The sequence below is a fragment of the Bradyrhizobium sp. DOA9 genome, from assembly GCF_000617845.2.
Taxonomy (GTDB): Bacteria; Pseudomonadota; Alphaproteobacteria; order Rhizobiales; family Xanthobacteraceae; genus Bradyrhizobium.
The window spans coordinates 5,466,342-5,488,322 of the sequence record NZ_DF820425.1 but is presented as its reverse complement, the minus strand read 5'-3'; the positions used below and the strand labels follow the sequence as shown (position 1 = coordinate 5,488,322).

The 21,981-nt window shown below is 64.9% G+C and carries 26 protein-coding genes; 14 read left to right on the top strand and 12 right to left on the bottom strand.

The genetic code is table 11. The annotated features are described in order from the left end of the window. Nucleotides 1-8: 8 nt before the first annotated feature. Nucleotides 9-944 (top strand): malonate decarboxylase subunit epsilon, encoded by a 936-nt coding sequence (locus tag BDOA9_RS25790; RefSeq protein ID WP_025036848.1) that lies wholly within the window; start codon nt 9-11, stop codon nt 942-944. Between the two features lie 220 nt (nt 945-1,164). On the opposite strand, the gene BDOA9_RS25785 is transcribed toward BDOA9_RS25790, so the two are convergent. The 3 genes from BDOA9_RS25785 to BDOA9_RS25775 all read right to left on the bottom strand — a co-directional run bounded on the left by BDOA9_RS25785 (nt 1,165) and on the right by BDOA9_RS25775 (nt 4,186). Further along, nucleotides 1,165-1,542 carry a response regulator transcription factor gene (locus tag BDOA9_RS25785; protein WP_025036847.1) on the bottom strand — a complete coding sequence of 126 codons (378 nt, stop codon included), beginning with the start codon at nt 1,540-1,542 and terminating at the stop codon, nt 1,165-1,167. Nucleotides 1,543-1,643: 101 nt separating this feature from the next. Then, nucleotides 1,644-2,312, bottom strand: coding sequence for a response regulator transcription factor (locus BDOA9_RS25780; RefSeq protein ID WP_025036846.1), 669 nt, complete (start codon nt 2,310-2,312; stop codon nt 1,644-1,646). Beyond that, nucleotides 2,309-4,186: a PAS domain-containing sensor histidine kinase gene (locus BDOA9_RS25775; protein ID WP_244521523.1), complete on the bottom strand. Its 1,878-nt coding sequence runs from the start codon at nt 4,184-4,186 to the stop codon at nt 2,309-2,311. Before BDOA9_RS25775 ends, BDOA9_RS25780 begins: the two co-directional genes overlap by 4 nt. A 452-nt stretch (nt 4,187-4,638) precedes the next feature. Between BDOA9_RS25775 and BDOA9_RS25770 the strand changes: the two genes are divergently transcribed. Genes BDOA9_RS25770 through BDOA9_RS25755 form a run of 4 tightly spaced genes read left to right on the top strand, consistent with a single transcriptional unit; the run spans nt 4,639 to nt 6,724 of the window. Further along, nucleotides 4,639-5,490, top strand: a complete 852-nt coding sequence (locus tag BDOA9_RS25770) for a helix-turn-helix domain-containing protein (RefSeq protein WP_025036844.1) — start codon at nt 4,639-4,641, stop codon at nt 5,488-5,490. Further along, nucleotides 5,487-5,741: a hypothetical protein gene (locus BDOA9_RS25765; RefSeq protein ID WP_025036843.1), complete on the top strand. Its 255-nt coding sequence runs from the start codon at nt 5,487-5,489 to the stop codon at nt 5,739-5,741. The genes BDOA9_RS25770 and BDOA9_RS25765 overlap by 4 nt, the downstream gene beginning before the upstream one ends. A 13-nt stretch (nt 5,742-5,754) precedes the next feature. Continuing rightward, nucleotides 5,755-6,084, top strand: coding sequence for a hypothetical protein (locus BDOA9_RS25760; RefSeq protein WP_152033471.1), 330 nt, complete (start codon nt 5,755-5,757; stop codon nt 6,082-6,084). Between the two features lie 31 nt (nt 6,085-6,115). Then, a complete protein-coding gene (locus BDOA9_RS25755; RefSeq protein ID WP_025036841.1) occupies nt 6,116-6,724 on the top strand; it encodes a cysteine hydrolase family protein in 609 nt (202 codons plus the stop codon). Nucleotides 6,725-6,768: 44 nt separating this feature from the next. Here the strand turns inward: BDOA9_RS25755 and BDOA9_RS25750 are convergent, their stop codons facing one another. The 6 genes from BDOA9_RS25750 to BDOA9_RS25725 all read right to left on the bottom strand — a co-directional run bounded on the left by BDOA9_RS25750 (nt 6,769) and on the right by BDOA9_RS25725 (nt 12,542). Then, nucleotides 6,769-7,551: a Crp/Fnr family transcriptional regulator gene (locus BDOA9_RS25750; RefSeq protein ID WP_025036840.1), complete on the bottom strand. Its 783-nt coding sequence runs from the start codon at nt 7,549-7,551 to the stop codon at nt 6,769-6,771. 130 nt (nt 7,552-7,681) lie between these two features. Beyond that, on the bottom strand, nt 7,682-8,836 hold the full coding sequence (locus BDOA9_RS25745) for a DUF305 domain-containing protein (RefSeq protein ID WP_025036839.1): 1,155 nt from the start codon (nt 8,834-8,836) through the stop codon (nt 7,682-7,684). Then, entirely contained in the window at nt 8,833-9,012 is a 180-nt protein-coding gene (locus tag BDOA9_RS25740; RefSeq protein WP_025036838.1) for a hypothetical protein, read from the bottom strand. The genes BDOA9_RS25745 and BDOA9_RS25740 overlap by 4 nt, the downstream gene beginning before the upstream one ends. Nucleotides 9,013-9,176: 164 nt before the next feature. Beyond that, on the bottom strand, nt 9,177-10,781 hold the full coding sequence (locus BDOA9_RS25735) for an alpha-amylase family glycosyl hydrolase (RefSeq protein WP_025036837.1): 1,605 nt from the start codon (nt 10,779-10,781) through the stop codon (nt 9,177-9,179). After that, nucleotides 10,762-11,355 carry a hypothetical protein gene (locus BDOA9_RS25730; protein WP_025036836.1) on the bottom strand — a complete coding sequence of 198 codons (594 nt, stop codon included), beginning with the start codon at nt 11,353-11,355 and terminating at the stop codon, nt 10,762-10,764. Before BDOA9_RS25730 ends, BDOA9_RS25735 begins: the two co-directional genes overlap by 20 nt. An 11-nt stretch (nt 11,356-11,366) precedes the next feature. Beyond that, nucleotides 11,367-12,542, bottom strand: coding sequence for a zinc-dependent alcohol dehydrogenase (locus BDOA9_RS25725; protein WP_025036835.1), 1,176 nt, complete (start codon nt 12,540-12,542; stop codon nt 11,367-11,369). 165 nt (nt 12,543-12,707) lie between these two features. On the opposite strand from BDOA9_RS25725, the gene BDOA9_RS25720 reads away from it, so the two are divergent. Beyond that, nucleotides 12,708-13,490: an SDR family NAD(P)-dependent oxidoreductase gene (locus BDOA9_RS25720; protein WP_025036834.1), complete on the top strand. Its 783-nt coding sequence runs from the start codon at nt 12,708-12,710 to the stop codon at nt 13,488-13,490. A 375-nt stretch (nt 13,491-13,865) separates the two neighbouring features. Here BDOA9_RS25720 and BDOA9_RS39045 read toward each other — a convergent pair whose 3' ends face one another. After that, nucleotides 13,866-14,042 (bottom strand): hypothetical protein, encoded by a 177-nt coding sequence (locus BDOA9_RS39045; protein ID WP_192859610.1) that lies wholly within the window; start codon nt 14,040-14,042, stop codon nt 13,866-13,868. Between the two features lie 70 nt (nt 14,043-14,112). Beyond that, nucleotides 14,113-14,508 carry a response regulator gene (locus BDOA9_RS25715; RefSeq protein WP_025036833.1) on the bottom strand — a complete coding sequence of 132 codons (396 nt, stop codon included), beginning with the start codon at nt 14,506-14,508 and terminating at the stop codon, nt 14,113-14,115. A gap of 87 nt (nt 14,509-14,595) precedes the next feature. Here BDOA9_RS25715 and BDOA9_RS25710 point away from each other — a divergent pair, with 87 nt between their 5' ends. The 6 genes from BDOA9_RS25710 to BDOA9_RS25685 all read left to right on the top strand — a co-directional run bounded on the left by BDOA9_RS25710 (nt 14,596) and on the right by BDOA9_RS25685 (nt 20,845). After that, nucleotides 14,596-15,603 carry a chemotaxis protein CheB gene (locus tag BDOA9_RS25710; protein WP_025036832.1) on the top strand — a complete coding sequence of 336 codons (1,008 nt, stop codon included), beginning with the start codon at nt 14,596-14,598 and terminating at the stop codon, nt 15,601-15,603. Nucleotides 15,604-15,614: 11 nt separating this feature from the next. Next, nucleotides 15,615-15,881, top strand: a complete 267-nt coding sequence (locus BDOA9_RS25705; RefSeq protein WP_025036831.1) for a hypothetical protein — start codon at nt 15,615-15,617, stop codon at nt 15,879-15,881. A 335-nt stretch (nt 15,882-16,216) separates the two neighbouring features. Then, nucleotides 16,217-19,387 carry a CheR family methyltransferase gene (locus BDOA9_RS25700; RefSeq protein WP_025036830.1) on the top strand — a complete coding sequence of 1,057 codons (3,171 nt, stop codon included), beginning with the start codon at nt 16,217-16,219 and terminating at the stop codon, nt 19,385-19,387. After that, a complete protein-coding gene (locus tag BDOA9_RS25695) occupies nt 19,387-20,145 on the top strand; it encodes a Crp/Fnr family transcriptional regulator (RefSeq protein WP_025036829.1) in 759 nt (252 codons plus the stop codon). The genes BDOA9_RS25700 and BDOA9_RS25695 overlap by 1 nt, the downstream gene beginning before the upstream one ends. 185 nt (nt 20,146-20,330) lie before the next feature. After that, nucleotides 20,331-20,510, top strand: a complete 180-nt coding sequence (locus BDOA9_RS25690; RefSeq protein WP_025036828.1) for a hypothetical protein — start codon at nt 20,331-20,333, stop codon at nt 20,508-20,510. A 134-nt stretch (nt 20,511-20,644) separates the two neighbouring features. After that, entirely contained in the window at nt 20,645-20,845 is a 201-nt protein-coding gene (locus BDOA9_RS25685; protein ID WP_025036827.1) for a hypothetical protein, read from the top strand. A 119-nt stretch (nt 20,846-20,964) separates the two neighbouring features. On the opposite strand, the gene BDOA9_RS25680 is transcribed toward BDOA9_RS25685, so the two are convergent. Continuing rightward, nucleotides 20,965-21,249, bottom strand: a complete 285-nt coding sequence (locus BDOA9_RS25680; protein WP_025036826.1) for a hypothetical protein — start codon at nt 21,247-21,249, stop codon at nt 20,965-20,967. Between the two features lie 264 nt (nt 21,250-21,513). On the opposite strand from BDOA9_RS25680, the gene BDOA9_RS25675 reads away from it, so the two are divergent. Both BDOA9_RS25675 and BDOA9_RS25670 read left to right on the top strand, forming a co-directional pair. Beyond that, complete coding sequence (locus BDOA9_RS25675; protein ID WP_025036825.1) at nt 21,514-21,723, top strand: hypothetical protein; 210 nt, start codon at nt 21,514-21,516, stop codon at nt 21,721-21,723. Then, a complete protein-coding gene (locus BDOA9_RS25670; RefSeq protein WP_042336768.1) occupies nt 21,723-21,923 on the top strand; it encodes a hypothetical protein in 201 nt (66 codons plus the stop codon). The genes BDOA9_RS25675 and BDOA9_RS25670 overlap by 1 nt, the downstream gene beginning before the upstream one ends. Nucleotides 21,924-21,981: the final 58 nt, after the last annotated feature.

Here is a 21,981-nt window from a genome sequence, read left to right as displayed (position 1 = left end):
CGGCGACCATGACACTGGCGATACTCTGTTCGGGGCAGGGCAGGCAGCACCGGAACATGTTCGACCTCACGGGCGATGCGCCTGAGGCCGCACATTTGTTCGAGCGTGCGGCGGCATTGCTCGGCAGGGATCCGCGCGAGTTGGTCCGCGCCGAAGGCGATGAGACTCTGCATCGCAATCGCGCTGGCCAGATTCTCTGCACCCTGCAACCGCTCGCGGCGGTGAGCGCGCTCGCAGATGCAATTTCACGTGGCGTCATCATTGCCGGCTATAGCGTCGGCGAGGTCGCTGCATGGGGCGTCGGCGGCCTGTTCGATGCGACCGCCACGCTCGATCTCGTGGCGCGCCGGGCCGAGGTCATGGATGCGGCCACGCGCGCCGGCGACGGATTGATCTTCGTCCGCGGTCTTTCGCGAGAGGAGCTCGAACGCCTTTGCGAGCGCCACGACGCGGCGATCGGCATCGTCAATCCGGGTGGTGCCTTTGTCATTGGTGGTGGCCGCGAGGCTCTGAGCGGGGTTGCCGGCGAGGCGAGGGCGATGTACGCCGCAAGGGTCGTCGCACTGCCGGTCGAGGTCGCCTCCCACACCAAGTGGCTCGCCGGAGCATCGTCGGCGTTTCGCGAGGCGTTGCGCCAGATGCAAGTGATGTTCCCGCCAGCGGAGGGTGTGCGCATTCTGAGCGGTATCGATGCCGCGCCGGTCCTCTCGGCCGAGAGCGGCCTCGACAAGCTCGCGGCGCAGATCTCGCACACGGTGCAATGGGCCGATTGCCTGCAAGCCTGCGTCGAAGCGGGCGCGACGGGCTTTCTCGAACTCGGGCCGGGGCATGCGCTGAGCGGAATGGCGGTCGAAATCGCACCTACGCTTCCGGCGCGCGCGCTGGATGATTTCAGGAGCCTTCAGGGCGTGCGCGCCTGGGTTGCGCGTCATCTGAGCGCCTAGGCTAGAGCATGATCCGGACCCGAAGGGCCGCGCTAGCGCAAAGTGCGTAGCGATCTTCCGCAAAGATCATGCTCAAACAATAACCCAAAGCGCGATGAGGATTCATCCTAATCGCATCGCGCTTAGGCTGAGCGCGCTGTCGAAAAATGGGGCCGTCGTTGGGGAGGGGACGGCGCAAGTCGCATCCAGGCGTCATCGGGGCGACATTGGGGCGTATGGGCTACGGCGCCTGGCCTGCCAGCGCCTGTTCGAGGTAACGGATGATCTCGTCGCCGCTGGAAGGCTTACCGAGGTAGCAATGCGCGCCCGCCGCCATTACGCGCTGACGCATGGATTCGCTCGGAAATGCCGTCATGAAGATGATGGGGAAGCGCCTGCCGGAGGCGATCAACTGCGCCTGAAGCTCATCGCCGGCGATGACCGGCATCTGGATGTCGGCGATCATGCATGCCGGATCGTCATCCGGGGCCTTCCGCAGAAAGTCTACGCCGGACTCGTAGGCCTGGGCATCATAGCCGAGCGAACGCACCAGGCTCGCAAGCGATGCGCGAACGCCTTCGTCGTCATCCACGATCGCGATCACCGGGGTTTTGGCCATTGGCACACAATCCTGACCGCGGTGTTCCGCAAGGAGGGCAGCTCCCTTTGCGCGGTCGATGGCGTCTTATGCACCGGGGGGCGGTGCCGCCGGAATTATACTCAGGTGTGATCCGTAGTCCTGCGGGCTTGGGATACCCTGAGCGCCTCGGCCTTGCGGACGAGATCGGCCAGCGACCGGACCCCCATCTTGCGCATGACGTTCCCGCGGTGGATCTTGACCGTGATCTCGCTGAGGCCAATCAGGGCGGCGACCTGCTTGTTCATCAGGCCGGCGGTGACATGGCCCATCACCTCGCGCTCGCGCGCCGTCAAGGTCTCGTACTGGACGCGGATGTCCTCCTCGGTCGCAGCTTCGGCGCGCTGCTGCGCATCGCGTTCGAGCGCGGCCGTCACGGCATCGAGCATGTCCTGATCGCGAAACGGCTTGGAGAGGAAGTCGACCGCGCCGGCTTTCATGGCACGCACCGACATCGGAATGTCCCCATGGCCCGTCATGAAGATGATCGGATGGCTGATGCCCTGCCGTACCAGCTGGCTCTGGAGATCGAGCCCGCTGACGCCGGGGAGGCGGACGTCCAGCACGATACAGGCGGGGCCGTCGGGCAGCGAGCCGCCGAGCAGTTCCGCCGGCGAGCCGAACAGGCGCGTCTCGAGGCCGACGGATCGGAACAGGCTATCGAGCGAGGCGCGGATGCCGGCATCGTCGTCGACGATGATGACGGTAGCGCTGGAGGGGGCCGGCGGCGGAGCCTGGTTTGGTCGTGTCATGGCGAATAATGGACTTGGCTATATGGCAATGTCAGGTGGAACGTCGCTCCCGAACCCGGGGGGCTGGCCACCGACAACCGGCCGCCGTGAGCTTCCACCGTCGTTCGGCAGATGGCAAGCCCCATGCCCATCCCGCCCTCTTTCGTCGTGAAGAACGGATCGAACAGGCGCGGCAGGTCATCAGGATGAATTCCCGGGCCGTTGTCCTGGACCGTGACGGCGATGCTCTCGCCGTCGGCGATGTCGGCGCGCAGTGTGATGGTGCGGGAACCGGCCCGGCCCGCCATGGCTTGGCCGGCATTCACCAGAAGATTGACCAGGACCTGCTGCAGCTGGATCCGGTCGCCGCGAACCGGCGGCAGGTCGTGCCGCGACTCGACGACGAGGACGACATCGTCCTTGGCGAGCTCGCGCGCGACGAGGGCCGTCGCCTCCTCGATGACCTCGCCGATCTGCAGCATATCCTGCTGGGGCGAAGCCTTTTTCAGGAAGGTCCGGATGCGGGTCACGATTTCGCTGGCGCGGCGGCCCTGGGCAACGACATGGCCAATCGTCGTCGCGACCTCCTCGAGATCGGGGACGTCGCGTCGCAGCCACCGCAAGCCTGCTTCGCCGCTGGTGACGATCGCCGCCAGCGGCTGGTTCACCTCGTGTGCAATGGACGCGCTGAGCTCGCCAAGGGTCGCGACACGCGCAGCATGGGCCAGCTCGGCTTGCGCCGCGAGAAGTGCATCCTGAGCCTGCCTGCGCTCGGTGATATCGACCACGAAGATGAGCACGTTTTGATCCCGGTCGGATCTTGGCGGAAATGTGATCGTGAACAGCACGGGCACCTTGCGCCCGTCGAGACGCACGAGCTGGGTTTCTCCTTCGTGGAACCGCTGTCCTTCGGCGAATGCGACCAGCGCCTCGAGGAAGCTGCGACCGTTTTCGTCCAGCAGCTTGTCCACGTTCTCGATGAAGGTCGCAGAGCTGCTCGCCCCTGCCATCTTCTGCATGGCCGGATTGACGTCGGCAATCCTGGCGAGGCGGCGGGCATGAGCGACGAAATCGGGATTTCGCGCCAGATGGTCGCGCAGATCCACCCCTTCGGTCTGCAGCGAATCCAGCGCCGTCCGCAGTCCGCTCCAGTCCTCCTCGACGACGCCGATCCGGCTTGCGTCGAACATCCGGCGGTATCGCTGCTCGCTCTGCACCAGCGCGTTGTGCGCCGCCACGCGGTCCGTGACGTCCGTATGGGTTTCGAGCACCCCGACGGGTGCACCGAGATGATCATGCTGGAGGGCCCATCGGGCATCGACGGTGAGCACGGCGCCGGCCTTGGTCCGTTGCTCCACCCTGCCTTCCCATCGTCCGGTATCAAGCAAACCGGCCTCGATGGCTTCCCGCCGGTCGGGATAGCTCGTTCGGAGCAGCTTGTCGGCGAGTTGCCCGAGCGCCTCGTCGGCCGACCAGCCGTAGGTCTGCTCCGCGGTCTTGTTCCAGAACGTGATCACGCCGCCGCGATCCCTGACGAAGATCATGTCATGCGAGAGATTGAGCAGGCGTGCCTGCGCCGCAAGGCGCGTCGTCGCCGCGTGATTTTGCAACACCAACAAGGTCGTGATCCCGATCGCAGCAAGGCTCACCAGCGCGCGAAGGGCTGGCGAGCCGATCGCCTCGAGATAGTGCGACAGCAGATAGGCGGTGATGGTCAGGACGATGCAGCCGGTCGCGGCGACGATGATGTCAGTGCGCCGGTTCGTCCTCGCCGCAAGCAGGATAGCGATGACATAGAGGACCGCGACCGCACCCTCGAGCGGCGTCAGCACGTCAATCATGAAGACCGCGAGGGCGAGGGCTGCGGACGAGAACCGCAAGCCGGCACGGCTCATGGTTGAACCCGTGGGCCGATCAAGATCTGTCATTGTCGCAAGCGGAGTTTCCTCTCATCCCAACGGTGTTGATGCCGCGGTTTCAGCGTCCCCACAATATCCGGACGGGGCAATTTTTGTGCTCTTCTGGAAGACTGCGCGGGACGTCGTAACCGGCGCGGGATCCGGAGGTCAATTCCGGCCGGAACAAGGCTCTGCGACGGTTCTGCCGATCGCGGCGCGTCAAACTACCGCAGGCGTGGCCAGGGGGCCGTCCCCGCGCGTCCGGTCGCGCTCTCGCCGGGGTAGATGCGCCGCGATCATACCTAGGTATGACGTGGTCAACCCGAGACCTTATCCATGCACCCGCGCGTAGAATGGAGCGCGCGGATCGCCGGACTACTCTGCTCGCATCGCAATCGGCCAAGTCGCTCAGGCTTTGCCGGCGCGTATTGGGACAAGGAGATTCGACGATGTTGCTGCAGATGTCACGTCCGCAAAACGCCAAGGATCATGTCGCCACCGCGATCGATGTCTCGTCAATCGATGGCGCGCGGCTGGGGCCGCCGAGACGTACCCGCCGGTCCGGCGAGGAGGCTATGACGCTCTCTCTCGTTCATCTCGATGTTGCGCTGGCCATCCAGCCGCCTGCGTTGGACGTGTGCGGCCCCGCCGACAGTGCGCCGAGCTTCAGGGTGTCCGCGAAACGTCTTGCGCGCGCCCCGGCAGGATCGGATCGGGAGGTGGCTACAGAGGGATTGACCGATCCGGTGATGCGGCGTCTCTCGGATGCACTTGCAGCCACCAGAGCCATGCAACATCCAGATTCCGCCATCCTTGTCGATGCATTGCGTCTGGCCATTCTGACCCGTAAGGCGAGCGGGCGGACGACGGGCGGACGAGAGCAGCCCGAGCCGGCCTGCGACCATGAAGGCCAGGCCTGCCGGACGGTCCGATCGTTGCAGAAATGGCGCCTCAAGCGCGTCATGCAATATATCGACGATAATCTGGCCGCGAAGGTCACCTTGCAGAATCTGGCCGCCGTTGCCGGCCTGAGCCGGATGCATTTCGCTGCGCAGTTCCGGGCGGCCGTCGGACTCAGGCCGCACGAATATCTGCTGAAGCGGCGGATCGAACGCGCTCAGGATTTGCTGCGGCATTCGGATGTCTCGCTCGTCGACATCGCCCTGACCGTCGGGTTTCAGACCCAGGCTCACTTCACGACGGTGTTCAAACGCTTCGTGGGAGATACGCCGTATCAATGGCGGAGCGCGTATCTTGCTCAATTCCTGCCGCTGCCGCGCCCCGAGGCGAGGCCGTCATGAACAGCGTTGGTCTTCAGGCCTTGTTGCTGCAGCTGCTCGGCATCCACTCGGGGACGGCGCACCACGAAGTCATGGGATTGTTCGAGATCGCTCGCGGTCTCGGAGCCTCCTATCGTTTCGCATCTTCGGCCCCCGGGGCAGGCGCCTTCTACGGTCGTATCACCCTAAGCTTCTGCAGGCTCATTGCTGCTGGCATCGCGCGCTATGCAGCGCTGCCAGCGGCGATCGAAGAAGCGGGCACGCAAGGCTGAGCCCGTCGGGCTCATGACGCGCGGGCCGGTGCAAGGCTCCGAAGGCTTAGGAACTTACGATTGCATTTCGGGTTTTGGTGCGGGGCCTGCAATCAAAGGACGCATCATGCGGCGGAAGGCGAAGGTCGAGAACTTTGATGCTCCGGCCGGAGGATGGGGCTCGCTCAACGCTCTTGCCCACAGGCTCACGCAGGAAGAGGTTGCGGTTCTCGGCAGCGAGATCCTGCTCGTGCACGACAAGTCCGACGGATATGTGCGCGTGAGCTGCTCCTTGGCCAAGCTGTTCAAGGGCGTTCCGCCCCAGATCATCGACGCGCGAGAGGCGTCGATCTCTGCGTCATGAACGAGTGCCACATGATCGGGGGTCGAGAACAATGAGGGACAGCACGTCGGATGTCGCCGACATCATCGGCGCGGTTCACTTGTGCATCGACATGCAGAGCATTTTCGCGCCCGACGGCCTTTGGGCGACGCCCTGGATGGAGCGCGTCCTGCCGACGGTCGTCTCGGTCGTTTCGCGCCATGCGGAGCGAACGATCTTCACACGCTTCATCACTCCGCAGGATCCGGAGGATCGCCCGGGGCAATGGCAGAGCTATTTCCGCCGCTGGCGCCAGGCGACGCGCAGGCATCTGCCTGCATCGGCTCTGGAGCTCGTGCCGGCCTTGGCCCGGTTCGTTCCGCCGGCGGCCGTGATCGACAAGCCGGCCTATTCCGCGTTCAGCAATCCCGGTCTTGCGCGCCTCTTGGTCGAGAAGAACGTCGGCACCGTCGTGATATCGGGGGCGGAGACGGATGTCTGCGTGCTCTCGACCGTCCTGAGCGCCGTCGATCTCGGCTTCAGGATCGTCATCATCGAGGACGCGCTGTGCAGCTCCTCCGACGTCGGTCACGATGCGCTCATGACGATGTATCGCACGCGCTTCCACGGTCAGGTCGACCTGGTGACCGCAGAAGAGCTGGCCGAGGTTTGGCGGGAGTAGGGAACTACGATCCGAGTTCACTGAGCCGCATCCCATGAGGCGGCTCAAGCGACCGCGACGTCGGCCGCCACTGGTCTCGCATGTAGCGGCCGAGCATCGTCCGCGTCGGATCGCATGCTCAGATAGGCCGGATCGAAGCCGGCGAGCCGGACCAGGCCCGGCCAGTCCGTGATGGTCAAGGTCTTGCCCTGCCATTGCAGCAGGTTGCAGCGGCGCAGCTCCTGGATGGTGCGGTTGGCATGGACCGGGGAGATGCTGCAGGCCGCGGCGAGGTCGGACTGGGTGAAGGGCGAGGACAATCTGAAGTCCCTGGCGAGCCCGACGGTCTGCAGGCGAACGGTGATCTCGCAGAGCAGATGGGCCACGCGCGTCAATGCGTCCCGGCTGCCGAGGTTCACCGTCCAGTTGCGCTGGATGGCGTGATCGGCAAGCAGCATCAACAGCAGGGCGTGCGACATCGCCGCAGAACGCGCCGCGAGCTCGCGAAAGAAGCGGTGCGGCACGAGCGCGACGATTGCGGGGCCGAGTGCGGTCAAATTGCCCTCGATGCGCGGGCGATACAGGCTTTGCAGGTTGGCGATGTCGCCGGGCACGCAGATCGCGGTGATCTGGCCATCTGCGCTCTCGTCATTCTGCCAAGACAGATATCCCTGGAGCACCAGGCAGCATTGCGTTGCCTGATCGCCGTGCCGCAGGATGGTCTGATGCGCGCCGAAATGCGCGATGCTGCTCGGCATGTCCGCAAGCAGCTCGAGATGTTCCGGGGTCAGTTCGACGAGGCTCGTCAGGCGGTCGGCGAGCTTCGAGAAAGCAAATCCTGCCTGCATTTGATCTCCGACGGCCCCCATCAGCTTCAAGTGTGGCCGATAACGACGACGGATTGCATTAACGTTTGATAGGTTCGTCTGGGGGATCGGCGAGGCCGCAGGCCGCTCGCCGATCCAAGCCTCCTCGCGCTCAGTTGACGTTGTCACCGAGCATGTTGCGGACGCCTGTGGTGACGGCGGCGAGGCCGCGCGTGCCGTGCATCAGCGCGATCTCGCCCTGCTGTCCGTGGCGGATGGCGTGCGCCATGATGCGCAGCCGAGGGTCGCCTCGGCTGTGCCACATCCGGTCGGCCATCCTGACCGCACCGCGGTGATGCCGGCTCATCGCCGCGACGAACAGCGTGTCGAACTGGTCAGGCGGCGCGGTCTTGACCTGGCGCATCGCGGCCGGTGTCAGGAAGCCCGGCATCGCCGCACGCTCCTCAGTGCTGCAATCGGGCATCTCCGTGTCGAACCAGCTCAGCCACCAGTTCTCGAAGATCCTGACCTCACCGGTCTGGCTCGCGACCATCAGCATCGCGAGCTTGCGCAGATGGGGATCCTGCGCGCGCTCGGCAGCCGTCCGTGCCAGCTCGATGCCCTGGGCATGATGCGCGGTCATGTGTCGGATGTAGGCCTGGTCCTGATCCCTGTCGCGGCCCATCCACGGCAGCTCGTAACCATGACCGCCGAACATTGCGATCGCCCCGAGCACCGCGACCACGGCGAGCGCGCCCGTCATCCACATGTTGGTGAACCGCACGTCGCGCACAGGCGCAGTCCCGCGCCGCCAGCGCAGGCGCGCGAACAGGGGATACATCACGGCCGAGGAGCCATGGACCAGCAGGCCGATCCAATAGGGTTGTTGCAGCGTGAACAGCGGCTGCCAGAACGGAAACAGCGGCACCAGCACGAACCATTCCATGCTTGATGAGAACACGGCCCAGGGCAGCGCCAGCACCAGGATCGTCATCGGCCGCAAGTCGGCCGTCCAGCGTCCGAGCACGCCGAAGAAAACCAGCGCCCAGGAAAAATCGGCCCATTGGTGAAAGGCGATCCCGGCCAGGATCGCGCTCCAGGACGGCTCGGAGCCGATCGCCCAGTCGCGCGCAGGAATTGCGGCAACCGTCATCCAATCGACGGCGGCATCGCGGCCGATGCGGGCAGCGAAGAGTTGGCTGACAATGGTGGAGAAGGTGCTGCTGATCAGGCCGAGTGCGGCCGCGGCAATCCAGCGCGAACGCCGCCGCTCGCCGGTGGTGCGCCGCGCCCCACTCGCGAGTGCTGGCCGCGGCTCCGCGTTCACGTCAGCTGCTTGAGCTTCTTCAGCGGATTGAGCTCGCTCGGCTTGTCCTGTTCGGCGCGCCCGCGCTCGGCTTGCGCCTTGCCGTCATCGTGCAGATCCTGGTCGCCGATGATCTCGCCGACGGCCTGCTTGGTCTTGCCGGCGATCCGCTGCTGCAGAGCTTTGGTCTTGCCCATGAGCTGCCTCCGATATGTCCCGCCGTTGAGCTCACGCCGCTACCCCGGCGCCTGAAGGGGGCGTGGGCGCCGGGGCTGCGGTCTTGCAAATTGCCTCCGGCGGCGGGGGGAGACGCCGGAAGCCTTGATGAGACTCTTCGAAACGCGGATGGTTCCTGCTGACGTCACCGGGGTTCGAGCGCGATGATCACGCCTTCGTTGCCTCGGAGCAGGACGGATGCGTCCGGCACCGTCTCGGTTCGCCGATCCAGATGCGTCGACATCAAGAGACGGCCGCTTCCTTGCCAGTGGAATTTCCGCGGCTCGGCCGCGATATTGAGGGCGACCAGAATCTCGTGGCGGCCATCCCTGCGCTTGTAGGCCAGGACATCGTTCTGCGACCGCAGCGGTTCGTATTCGCCCCGTTGCGGGCCGGCGTGTTCGCGCCGCAGTGCCATCAGCGCACGAAACAGCGCGAGCATCGAGCGCTCGTCGCGCTGCTGCCCAGCGACATTGGCCGCACCATCGGACGGCTCCAGCGGCAACCATGGGCGGCCCGTGGTGAAGCCGCCATCGGGGCTGTCATCCCACCGCATCGGTGCGCGTTCGGGATCGCGGCACAGGCCATAGCCGGGCACGAGCTTCTCGAAGGGATCGCGAACGCGATCGGGCGGGATCGGCACGCGCTTGCGGCCGATCTCGTCGCCCATGAAGAAGAACGGCGTTCCCCGCAGCGTCAACAGCAGCATCGCCAGCACGCGCATCTGCGCCTCGCCGATCTTGCTCGCGATCCGCTGCTTGTCATGGCCGCCGATGACCCACACCGGCCAGCCATCGTCGGGGATGGCGTTGAGATAGGCGTCGATCGTGGCCTGCAGCGAGAGGGCGTCCCATTTGGAATCGAGCAGGGCGAAATTGAGCGGCAGATGCAGGCGCGGCCGGTCGTTGCCGTAGAAATGGCCGATGCGGTCGGTCTTGCCCTGGACCTCGCCGCACAGCATCCGCCCGGGATAGGCATCGATCACCTCCCGGATGAACTCGATGCAATCCATCGTCTCGGGCCGGTCGTCGGTGAACACCGGCGTCTGCCGCTGCGGCGGCGGCTTGCCCTCGGCGTTGGGGTTCGGCGGGTTGTCGCGCAACAGCTTGTCCTTGATCAGGACCGCGCTGGCGTCGACACGAAAGCCGTCGACGCCGCGGTCGAACCAGAACCGCATGGAATCGGCGATCGCCTCGCGCACTTGCGGGTTGCGCCAGTTGAGGTCCGGCTGCTCGACGAGGAAGGAATGATAGTAATATTGCCGCCGCGCCTCGCACCATTCCCAGCCGCTGCCGCCGAACCGGCTCAGCCAGTTGTTGGGCGGCCCGCCGTTCTCGGCCGCATCGGCCCAGATGTACCAGTCGGCCTTGGCGCTGTTGCGCGAGCTCGCGCTCTCGACGAACCATGCATGATCGTTCGCGGTGTGATTGGGGACGAGGTCGAGGATGAGCCGGATGCGAGCGGCGTGCAGCGCCTCGAGCAGGCGATCGAATTCCTCGAGTCTGCCGAAGGCCGGGTCGATCGAACAATAGTCGGAGATGTCGTAGCCGAGGTCGCGGAACGGGCTCTTGTAGATCGGCGTCAGCCACACCGCGTCGACGCCGAGCCATTTCAAATAGTCGATGCGCGACATCAATCCGGCAAGGTCGCCCTTGCCGTCGCCGTTCGAGTCCTGAAAGGAGATCAGCGCGATCTCGTAGATGACGGCGGATTCCCACCACGCAGCTTCATCACGGGACGCGACGCTCATCACCTTGCTTCACCTCGTTTGTCTCGGCATGTGTCTTGAGATGTGTCTTGGCATGGGCTGCGATTTGCCTTGCCGCAGTGCGGACGCTCTCGATACCCTTCGGGAAACCACTGCGGTTCGGATAGAGCTTGCGCCGTGCGTCGCGCGGCGGGCGGCGCGGCTTGGTGTCCTGCGCGGCGCGGTAGTCGAGCACGGCGATGCCGCCGACCATCAGCAATGCCAGCGCGATATTGCCCTTCTTGGGATTGTCCGACGTCAGCCCGGACAGCAGCGCGGCGGCATCGAGCCCGTCGCCGCCGACACGGGTCCACAGGCCGGCGTTCTTGTCGACCGAGAGCGACATGATCCCGGACATGATCTCGCGCACGCCGAAGGCGCGGACCATCGTCTCGCGGCCTTCCATGCCCAGCGTTTCCGTGACGCGCCTCGGTGCGAACAGCTCGACCACGCCAAGTCCGATGCTGAACCAGCCGAGCGCACGCGCGAGCTGGTCCGCCGGCTGTTTCAGGCTGGGTCCGCCCTTGACGATCTCAGGGTCGCCCTTGGTGCGCACGATGTTGGAGAAATGAAACATGGCTGGCTCCTTCAGGGCTTCAGAACGACCTTGACGCAGGACTCGCGCTTGTCGCGAAACACCTGGTACATCTCCGGTCCCTGGGCGAGCGGGACGGTGTGGGTGATGACGAAGGACGGGTCGATCTCGCCTTCTTCGATGCGGCGGAGCAGGTCGTCGGTCCAGCGGTTGACGTGGGTCTGGCCGGTCCGCATCGTCAGGCCCTTGTTCATGAAGGCGCCCATCGGGAGCATGTCGGACAGGCCGCTGTACACGCCCGGCACCGAGATGATGCCGCCGGGACGGCAGACATAGATCATCTCGCGCAGCACGTGGGGCCGGTCGCTCTCGGCCATCACCATCTGCTTGGCGCGGTCGAGCAGGGTGTCGGGCAGCGATGGCATCACATGCGCCTCCATGCCGACGCAGTCGATGCATTTCTCCGGGCCCCTGCCGTCGGTCAGCTCCTGGAGCCGCTCCACCACGCTCTCGGTCTCGAAGTTGATGGTGGTGGCGCCGCCGGCCTCGGCCATGCTGAGCCGCTCGGGCAGGCAGTCGATCGCGATCACCCGATTGGCGCCGAGCAGGATGGCGCTGCGGATCGCCATCTGCCCGACCGGGCCACAGCCCCAGATCGCGACCGTGTCGGTCGGCTCGATGTCGCATTGCGCTGCGGCCTGCCAGCCGGTCGGGAAGATGTCGCTGAGGAACAGCAATTGCTCGTCGGGAATGCCCGCGGGCACCTTGATGTGGGTGGCGTCGGCAAAGGGAACGCGCAGATATTCGGCCTGGCCGCCGGGATAGCCGCCGGTCAGATGAGTGTAGCCGAACAGCCCCGCGGTCGTGTGCCCAAACACCTTGTCGGCCAGGTGACGCTTACGGTTGGTGGTCTCACAGACAGAGAAATTGCCGCGCTTGCACTGCTCGCATTCACCGCAAATGATCGTGAAGGGCACGACAACGCGGTCGCCCTTCTTCAGCTTGCCATTGACGCCCGAGCCGACCTCGACGACTTCGCCCATGGTCTCGTGGCCCATGATGTCGCCGGGCAGCATGCCCGGAATGAAATTGTGGAAGAGGTGCAGGTCGGAGCCGCAGATGGCGCAGCTCGTCACCTTGATGATGGCATCACGTGGGTCCTGGATCTCCGGATCGGTGACGGTGTCGCACCTGATGTCCTCCTTGCCGTGCCAGACCAGCGCCTTCATCGTCCGTCCTCCGGGTTGAGCCACGTGGCATCTAAGTCCAGGCACGATCGATGGTTGCTATCGCTGCGCGCAAATTCTTCGCACCGCGCAAGTTGGAACGAGAGGGCAGGGCAGCGATTGAGCGTGATAACCGCGATCTCAGGATCTCATCGCAAGGATGTGCCTATGCCCGCCAATCAACTCGCCGTCGTCACGGGTGCTTCAACCGGTATCGGTCTGGAACTCGCCAGGTGCTGCGCGCAGGCCGGATTCAATCTCGTCATCGCCGCGGACGAGCCTCAGATCGAGCGCGTGGCGGTCGATCTGCGCCGCCACGGCGGCAGCGTGGAGCCGGTCGAGGCCGATCTTGCCACCACCGAGGGTGTCGACAAGCTGTGTGCGGCGGTCGGCGACCGGCCGATCGATGCGCTGCTGGCCAATGCCGGAATCGGCCTCGGCAAGGCATTTCTCGATCAGGACTTTGCCAGGGTGAAACACCTGATCGACACCAACATCACCGGCACGCTGTATCTGATCCACCGGGTCGGCAATGAGATGCTTCGCCGCAAGGCCGGCCGCATCCTGATCACCGGCTCGATCGCCGGCTTCATGCCGGGCAGTTTCCAGGCCGCCTACAACGGCAGCAAGGCATTCCTCGATTCCTTCTCGTTCGCCCTGCGCGAGGAGCTGCGCGACAGCGGTATCACCGTCACCTGTCTGATGCCGGGTCCCACCGAGACCGAGTTCTTCCGTCGCGCCGACATGATGGACACCAAGGTCGGCACCGAGAAGAAGGACGGCGCCTACGATGTCGCCAAGGCCGGCTTCGATGCGATGCTGCGCGGGGAAGCGGACATCGTCGCCGGGCTGAAGAACAAGATCCAGACCACGGTCGCGAACGTCACGCCCAACGAGATGCTGGCCAAGCAGCACCGCAAGATGGCCGAGCCGGGTACGGCAAGGTCGTAGGCGACGCGCTCGCGATTGTGGAGCGGCGCGAGCCTGGTGCGGAGAGAAAGCAGACCCCGATTCACATAGCCTAATGCGCCGTGGCCCTCAAGCCGTCAAATTGCAACGGCTGAAACACGAGGGGGCTGTGATGGCGATGGATCGTATCGAACAGGCCTTTGTCGCGACTGCGGTCACGGGTTTTGTCGTGATGATGGTCGCAATCGTCTGGATGATGATGAGCTGAAGTGGGGGAGCTTGCCGTCTTGCGCATCGCGCTACCTTACGCCGCAGTCATCCTGTGCCTGGCCGTAACCGCCTGGCTCGCTTTCGCGCATGTCTTCTGATTGCGATCGACTAAGACCAAGTCAGCAGTCTTGACCGGATTTCCGGTCGTCATCTCCGGTCGTCCTGGCGCCGCGACATGTCTTGCGCTTCCACGATCTCGTCGCGCAGGCGTTGCTCGGTGACGAGATGATCGCTCTTGCGCAGCAGTGCCATCGCCTTGCGAACCAGATCGTGGGAATGCTTCACGAGCTGCTTGTCGACGGTAGGATTGGGTGTGTAGATCATCGAGCATTCCCCTGAATCTTGCGAAGGAGCCGAAGGAACACGCGTCGTTGCGTGGTCAAACCCCGCGTGATCAAGCTCTCGGCTCGGCGATGAGCCCAGCCAGCTTCTGTGCCATCGCCGGAAGATCGATCGGCTTTTCCAGCAGCGGGACGTCCTGAAACTCCGGACCGAGCGTGATCTTGTCGTATCCCGTGGTGAAAATGAAGGGTACGTTCCGTGCCTTCAGTTCGCGGGCGATCGGAAAGATCATCTCGCTTCGAATGTTGACGTCGAGCACGGCGGCATCCAGGACACCGCCGTCGTTCAGGAGCTTGAGCGCGTCTTCGAAATGACCAACGGGACCTGCGATCTCCGCGCCCATGGCGCGGAATGTCTTGCCGATGTCATCGGCGAGGAAATACTCGTCCTCGACGACGAAGATGCGACGCCCTGCGAGTGGTCCGCGCTGATGCGACGATGCCGCCATGGTGTCTCAGCCTCCAAACGCGTAGGAACATAAGCCGGCGATCCGCCTTGGTGCAAACTGCAAACGATGCAATCGGAGGCCGGTTCCATGAGCAACCGCGACATCATTGTCATCGGGGGCTCGGCCGGAGCGACCGCGCCGCTGAAGCAGATTTTGGGCCGCCTGCCCGCAGACTTGCCCGCGGCGGTCTTCGTCGTGCTGCACATTCCGGCCCAGGGCATCGGCATTCTCTCCACCGTCGCCAGCAGCGCCGGGCCGCTTCCGGTGCGCCAGGCCCAGAACGGCATGAAAATCGAGGCGGGTCATGTCTATCTGGGTGCGCCGGACCATCATCTGCTGCTGTCCGGAGATCACATTTTCCTCGGCCGAGGACCGCGCGAAAACATGGTGCGGCCGGCGGTCGATGCCCTGTTCCGCTCCGCCGCCCTCTATCACGGGCCGCGGGTGATCGGCGTACTCCTGAGCGGACTGTTGTCGGACGGCGCGGCCGGACTCAATGCCATCAAGCGCTGCGGCGGAATGGCCGTGGTCCAAGACCCCGCGGACGCGATCTCCGACGAGATGCCGCGGCGCGCCATGGAGGCGACCACGGTCGACCTCTGCGTTCCCGGCGCCGCCATGGGCGACGTGCTGTCCGAGCTGGTCAAGGAGCAGGCCGGCGCCGCGCTGCCGATCCCGCCCGAGATCAGGCTCGAGGTCGAGATTGCGGCCGGAGAGCGGATCGGAAGCGACAAGCTCCTCTCTGTGGCCGATCCTGTCGCCCTGACCTGTCCAGCCTGCGGCGGGGTGCTCTCGGAGGTCAAGAACGCTCGCCCGATGCGTTTCCGCTGCCAGGTCGGCCACGGCTTCACGGCCGATGCGCTCGCCAAGGAGCAGGAGGGGCGCGTTGACGAAGCCCTGCGCGTGGCGCTGCGCATCATCGAGGAGCGCGCCGAGCTGGTGCAGCGCATGGCAGCGGACGGCCGTCGCAGCGGGCGGGCTGCCGTGGCGGAGATGTACGAGGCTCGGTCACGCGAATACCGCGAATATGCCGACATGATCCGGCGTGTCGTGCTAAAATCGCTCGATCCTCCCACCGGCGAACGGGAGGCTTGAAGGCTTTGGCTATGGCCATCCCCCTTGCCGACCGCACCGCGCAGCTCGAGGCCGAGCAACGCCTCCTGGTGAAGGCCGATCAGGACATCGAGGAGGGCTGGAAGCGCATCCGCGATCAGGAAGATCGGGTGCGCGAGCTCATGGCGGGCGGACACGACACGCGCCAGGCCGAGCGGCTGGTCAGCCTGCTCAAGGAGACCTTGGTCGAGTGGGAGCGCCACCGCGTCCTGATCGAGGAGCGGGTCGCGTATCTCCGGCAGGAGGTCGCGCTTGGATAGCGGGGGGGGGCGGTCTCCTGAACGCTGCGCTCAGCTCGAACAATAGATCGAGCTGCCGCTCCACGTAGCGGCGCCGGCGATCGTTCTCGGCCAGCAGGCGGCGGGCGTCCGCGGTCGCGCGTTCGGCGCGCTCGGTCAGCGCGGCGAGTTCCTCGGAGATCGGCATGGCTGGTCCTCCGGTGCGCGGGGGAGTATGGCCCTTGCCGCCCCGAGCTGACAACGCGGAAAGCCCGGGGACATTTCTGTGTTTAATGTGTTGGGATAATATCGATTTCTGCTATTTGCAGGAGCCGGGCGCCCATTGGTCCCGGCAGCGAACGAGAGCCAGCAGAGCCATGCATGACGTCGGCGACCAGCCGGTCGATGGAGAGCGCCAGGTCAAGACTCCTCTGATCATCGGGGTCGGCGCCTCGCCCGGCGCGCTCGACAGCATCGAGCGGTTCTTCGGCAAGCTGACCGTCGGCGCCGATCAGGCCATCGTGCTGGCGCTTCAGCATCACGAGGCTTACGACGAGCCGCGGTTGCGCGGCATCCTTCAGGCGTCCAATGGCGGCAAGCTCGCGGATATCGGCGACGGCCACCCGATCGAAGGCGGCACTGTCTATCTTTGCCCTCAGGCGATGATCACCACGATCCAGAGCGACCGGTTCGCGCTACGCAAGGCGGAGCAGGCGCCCGGCGAGCGCGCCACGATCGACAGCTTCCTGGTCTCGTTGGCGGAAGAACGTGCCGAGCAATCGATCGGCGTGATCCTGGCCGGTACCGGCGGCGACGGCACGCTCGGCACCGCGGCCCTGAAAGACCACGGCGGACTTGCCATCGCCGAAAAGCTCCCGGGGCCGGAAGAGGCCGAGCATCTCCGCGACGGCAACACGCCCGCCGCCATCGCCGATTATGTGCTGCCGCCGGAAGACATCCCTGAGCACATTCAGGTCTATGCCCGCCATCTCAGGCGCCTGGAGGAAAAACAGGGCTTCGACGAGGTGCTGGCGGCCGCCGCGACCTCGCTGTCGCGCATCGCCGACATCCTGCGCAACAAGACCGGCAATGACTTCCACGGCTACAAGCAGAACACCTTCCTGCGCCGCGTGCAGCGGCGCATGCAAGTGGTCCAGATCGATGACATCGGCGCCTATGTCGACTACTTGCGGAACGACAAGGACGAGACCCAGCACCTCTTCAACGACCTCCTGATCGGGGTCACCGAATTCTTCCGCGACAAGCGCGAATTCGAGGTGCTGGAAGGCCAGATCGTCCCGAAGATCTTCGAGGGCAAGGGCGCCGGCCAACAGGTGCGTATCTGGGTGCTCGGCTGTGCTACCGGAGAGGAGGCCTATTCGATCGGCATCCTCCTGCGCGAGCACATGGCGCGGATGGATTCGGTGCCCCAAGTCCAGATCTTCGCCACCGACATCGACGGGCGGGCGCTGGCGACCGCGCGCGTCGGGCGCTATCGCACCAATATCGAGGCGGACATGACCAGCGAGCGCCTGGCGCGCTGGTTCGTGCGCGAGGGCGATACCTATTGCGTGGTGAAGGAGCTGCGCGAGATGTGCATTTTCTCGCAGCACAACGTCATCAAGGATGCGCCGTTCTCCAAGCTCGATCTCGTCTCCTGTCGTAATCTGCTGATCTATCTCAATGCCGAATTGCAGAACCGGGTGATCCCGCTGTTCCACTTCGCGCTGCTGCCGGAGCGCTATCTGTTCCTCGGCAATTCCGAGAACGTGACGCGGCATCCCAAGCTGTTCGCGCCGGTCGACCGCCGCGCCCGGATATTCAAGAAGCTGGAGACGGGAACGCGGCTGCCGCCGGAATTTCCGATCGCGACCGCAGCCGGCCGGGTGCCGGTCGAGGTGCCGTCGGCGCGTGCATTCGGCCCCGACGTCGGCCTGGAGCGGCGGGCGCAACGCATCGTCGAGCGCTATGCGCCGGCATATGTCATCACCGACGACCATTTCCAGGTCCTGCATTTCTCCGGGCGCACCGGCCGCTATATCGAGCCGACGGCAGGCGCCGCCACGCTCGACCTGCTGCAACTCGTGCACCGCGATCTCCGTCTGGAATTGCGCACCGCGCTCAGCCGCGCTGCCGAAACCAACGAGCCCGTTCATGCCGAGCAGGTACCGCTCGGGGTCAACGGTCACCGCGTCCTGGTCGACATTACAGTCGAGCCGATCCAGGAGGGAGGGGGCGGCCATCGCAATTTCGTCGTTCTGTTCAAGGACGGCCCGGCACGAGGCGCCGAAGCCGATAACGGCAATCCCAATTCGCTGGTGCGTACCGAGCACGTCGAGCGCCTCGAAAATGACCTGCGCGCCACGCGCGAACGCCTCCAGGCAACCATCGAGGAGCTCGAGAGCACCAACGAGGAGCTGAAATCCTCCAACGAGGAATACCAGTCGCTCAACGAGGAGCTTCAGTCGGCGAACGAGGAGCTGGAGACCTCGCGCGAGGAATTGCAATCGGTCAACGAGGAGCTGACAACCGTCAACGGCGAGCTGGCGCACCGCGTCCAGGAGCTGACGCGCGCCACCAGCGACCTCAAGAATTTCCTCGAGAGCACGCAGATCGCAACGGTGTTCCTCGACAATGACCTGCGCGTGATGAACTTCACGCCCGCGATCACGCAGCTCCTCCACCTGGTCGAAACCGATACGGGCCGGCCGATCAGTCATATCAAGGCGCGCATCCCGATCGAGGAGCTCTACGAGGACGTCCGCAGCGTGTTGCGCACGCTCGCGAGCGTCGAGCGCGAGCTCAGCGCGCCGGACAGCGGCACCCGCTACATCGTGCGCATCCTGCCCTATCGCAGCATCGACAATTTCATCGCGGGCGTCGTCATCACCTTCATCGACGTCACCGCGATCACGCGCGCCGAGGAGCGGCAGCGTCTTCTCCTTGCCGAGCTTCAGCACCGCGTCCGCAACACGCTCGGCGTGGTGCGCTCGATCGCCCGCCGCTCCGCGGAATCCAGCACCACCGTCGAGGAATATGCCTCCCATCTCGATGGGCGTCTCAACGCGTTCGCCCGCACCCAGGCGCTGGTGACGCGCGATCCCGAAGGCGGCGTCGATCTCGAATATCTCGTGGTCGAGGAGCTGCTCGCCTACAATGCCCGCGAGGGCGAGCAGATGCGCGTCTCCGGTCCCAAGGTGCGCTTCCAGCCCAAAGCCGCCGAAACCTTCGCGCTCGCCATCCACGAGCTCGCGACCAATGCGCTCAAATACGGCGCCTTGAGCCAGCCCAGCGGGCGCGTCGAGGTGGCCTGGCGCGTCGATGAGAGCACCGAGCCGGCGGAGCTGGTGTTCGAGTGGCGGGAGCGCGGCGGGCCGCCCGTGACCGCGAGGCCACGGAAGGGATTCGGGACCGAGCTTCTGGAGCGCACGCTGGCGTTCGAGTTGAAGGGGCAGACCACCCTGGCGTTCCACCCTGCCGGGCTGCAATGCACCATCACCATTCCGCTGAGCAAGCGCGCCTTCCACACACCGGTGGTGGCCGCCTGATGCCGTTGTCGACAGCAGATCGCAGCCTGCTGGAGCCGGCCATTCGGCGGCTGAGCGCGCTGCGGCCGTTGTCGAGCGAGGCCCGTGCATCGCTGGAATACGCCATGCTCGAGGGCCTGCAGCGTGCCGGATCGGGCGAGGATCTGATCGTCGAAGGCGATTCCGTCGACGCCGTCCGTATCCTGTTGTCGGGCTGGCTCGGCCGCTACAAGACGCTGGAAGACGGAAGGCGACAGATCGTCAACTTCATCTTCCCGGGGGAAAGCTGCGACGCACGTGCCTACCTGCTTGCGGAGATGGACCATTCGATCGTGGCGCTGACGCCTGTAGTCTATGCCGAGATCAAGCGCGCCCGGTTCGAGAGCCTCCTGGCCAGCAACCCCACGCTTTCGGAAGCGTTCTGGTGCGAGACGCTGCTCAACAGTGCAATCCAGCGGGAATGGGCGATCAATCTCGGCCGCCGCGTGGCACTGGAGCGCGTCGCGCACCTGTTCTGCGAAATCGTCGAGCGCCTGCGCCCGGTGGGAATGGTCGACGGCAATTCCTGCCTCATGCCGGTGACGCAAATGGATCTCGCCGATGCCACGGGGCTTTCCGTCGTTCACCTCAATCGGACGCTCCAGGAGCTACGGAGCTCGGGGCTCATCGTCTTGCGTGAGCGGACGCTGACCATCCCGGACCTCGATGCACTCAAGAACGCGGCGCTGTATTCGCCGAGCTATCTGCGTCTGTATCGAGGGACTGAATCGGCGCTATGAGGGAGCGTTTGCGGCGCGGAAAGCCACGTCGATCCCTGTTCCGGCCACGGCTGACGGTTGAAGAGCGCTCCGCAAAGGTTGCGGTCGCTTGATCCAGGTTAACTCACGAAAGCTTTTTGAGCCACTGGCTGGATTTGAGTAACCTATGCAAGTGCACGCTCGGCAGGCTGGGCGCATCATGACGCATGCCCGACCTGCTTGCCCGCGCGACACGCGCCATCGAAGAAAGCCGCGCTCTCCGAGAGCGGCACAGGCATGTCATCGGTCGCTACGATGAAACCGTCAAGGATTTGCGGGTGGCCGTCATGGAGAGTGCCATGCTGCGCTCCGAGATCAAGGCGCGCCGGGATAACGAGGAATCGTAACTCCGGTGTTTTCGCAGAAGCAGGCAACCGTTCCCTCGCCGGAACGTTGAATCGTTGCCAGGCAACGAGGCCAGGCTCGATCCACCACGTCAGAACGCAACGGCGCGCTCGGCTCAGCACCAGGGAGACGCCTGATGACGACGCGACATCGCTTCAAGCCCGTCGACACGCTGGAGGCGCGGCTCGCCGCCGAGGCGGAGCGGCTGCGCCAACACGCCAGCACGCTTCCGCATGGCCCGGCGCGCGACGAGGTCTTGCGCAAGGCGCGTCAGGCGGAAACAGGGTCTCAGATGAGCGAATGGCTGAGGTCGCCGGGCCTGCAGCCGCCGAGCTAGAGCATGATCCGGAAAAGTGTGCAGCGGTTTGCCGAAAAGATCATGCTCAAACAATAACCTAAAGCGCGATGACGATTCATCCTCATCGCATCGCGCTTTGGTCCCAGCGATGCCCGTCGTCAGCGCCGCTTCGCGGCTTTGCTTCGCCGGTTGTAGGGCGAGCGGTTGACGGGCCGCAGCGAAATCCCTTCGCGTTGCGCCTTGCTGCGGATCGCCGCAACGGGGCGCTGCAGCTTGATGCTCATCACGCCGGTCGGCGTGTTGCCTTTCGCAAGCTGCTTCAGCTTGCTCACGTCCGCAGGCGTCCACGGCTGGCGCGCGCGGCGCTTGTAGACGGGATTTGCCTTGCGCGGGCCCTTGCGGCCGATCGGCGAGCCCGGTCGTTTCCATGCTGCTTTTGCCATGATGATCCTCCTTCGACTCGTCCTTGAACATACGAATCGGCATTTCGGTTCCGGCGCAGTCCGGATCGATCGCGCTTTGCGCAAAATCGCGCAGCGTTAACTTATGGAAATGCTGGAACCGCGAATTGCAGCGGAAGCTACAATCGTTGCCGGGCTGAGCCGCCTCAACCGGCACGGGACTCGAGTGACGAGCGAACCTGGGCCCCGGCGCCCGATCCCCCGCCGGGGCCGATTTCCTCCCAACCGAATTTTCGCGAAAGCAAAATGACCGCCAAACGCAACCGCAGGAAACAGACCCAGACGCTTCAGGAGCGGCTGGCCGCCTTTGCCGAAAGCGCCCGCGAGCGCGCGCTCAGCCTGCCGCCCGGCAGGGAACGCGAGATGCTGCTGCGTCGCGCCAAGCAGAACGAAGTGACCTTGAACCTGACCGATTGGCTCAGCGCGCCCGTCGTTCCAAGGCGAGGACAATCATAGTGGCAGGCATCAAGCACTACCGCGCGTTCCAGATTGATCCGGACGGGCACGTGTTCGGATGCATCAATCTGGTCTGTGACGACGACGAGCAGGCCAAGCGCGAAGCCGCTTCGCTCGTCCTCGTGCATCGCATCGAGCTGTGGCGGCTCGATCAGCGGATCGCCAGGTTCGATGTGCCGCAGGAGCTTGCTCGCCGATAAGTGTTTGGAACCGCGCGCTGGGCGCCGGGTTGGTCGTGACCGACCTCGCCAGGAGCCA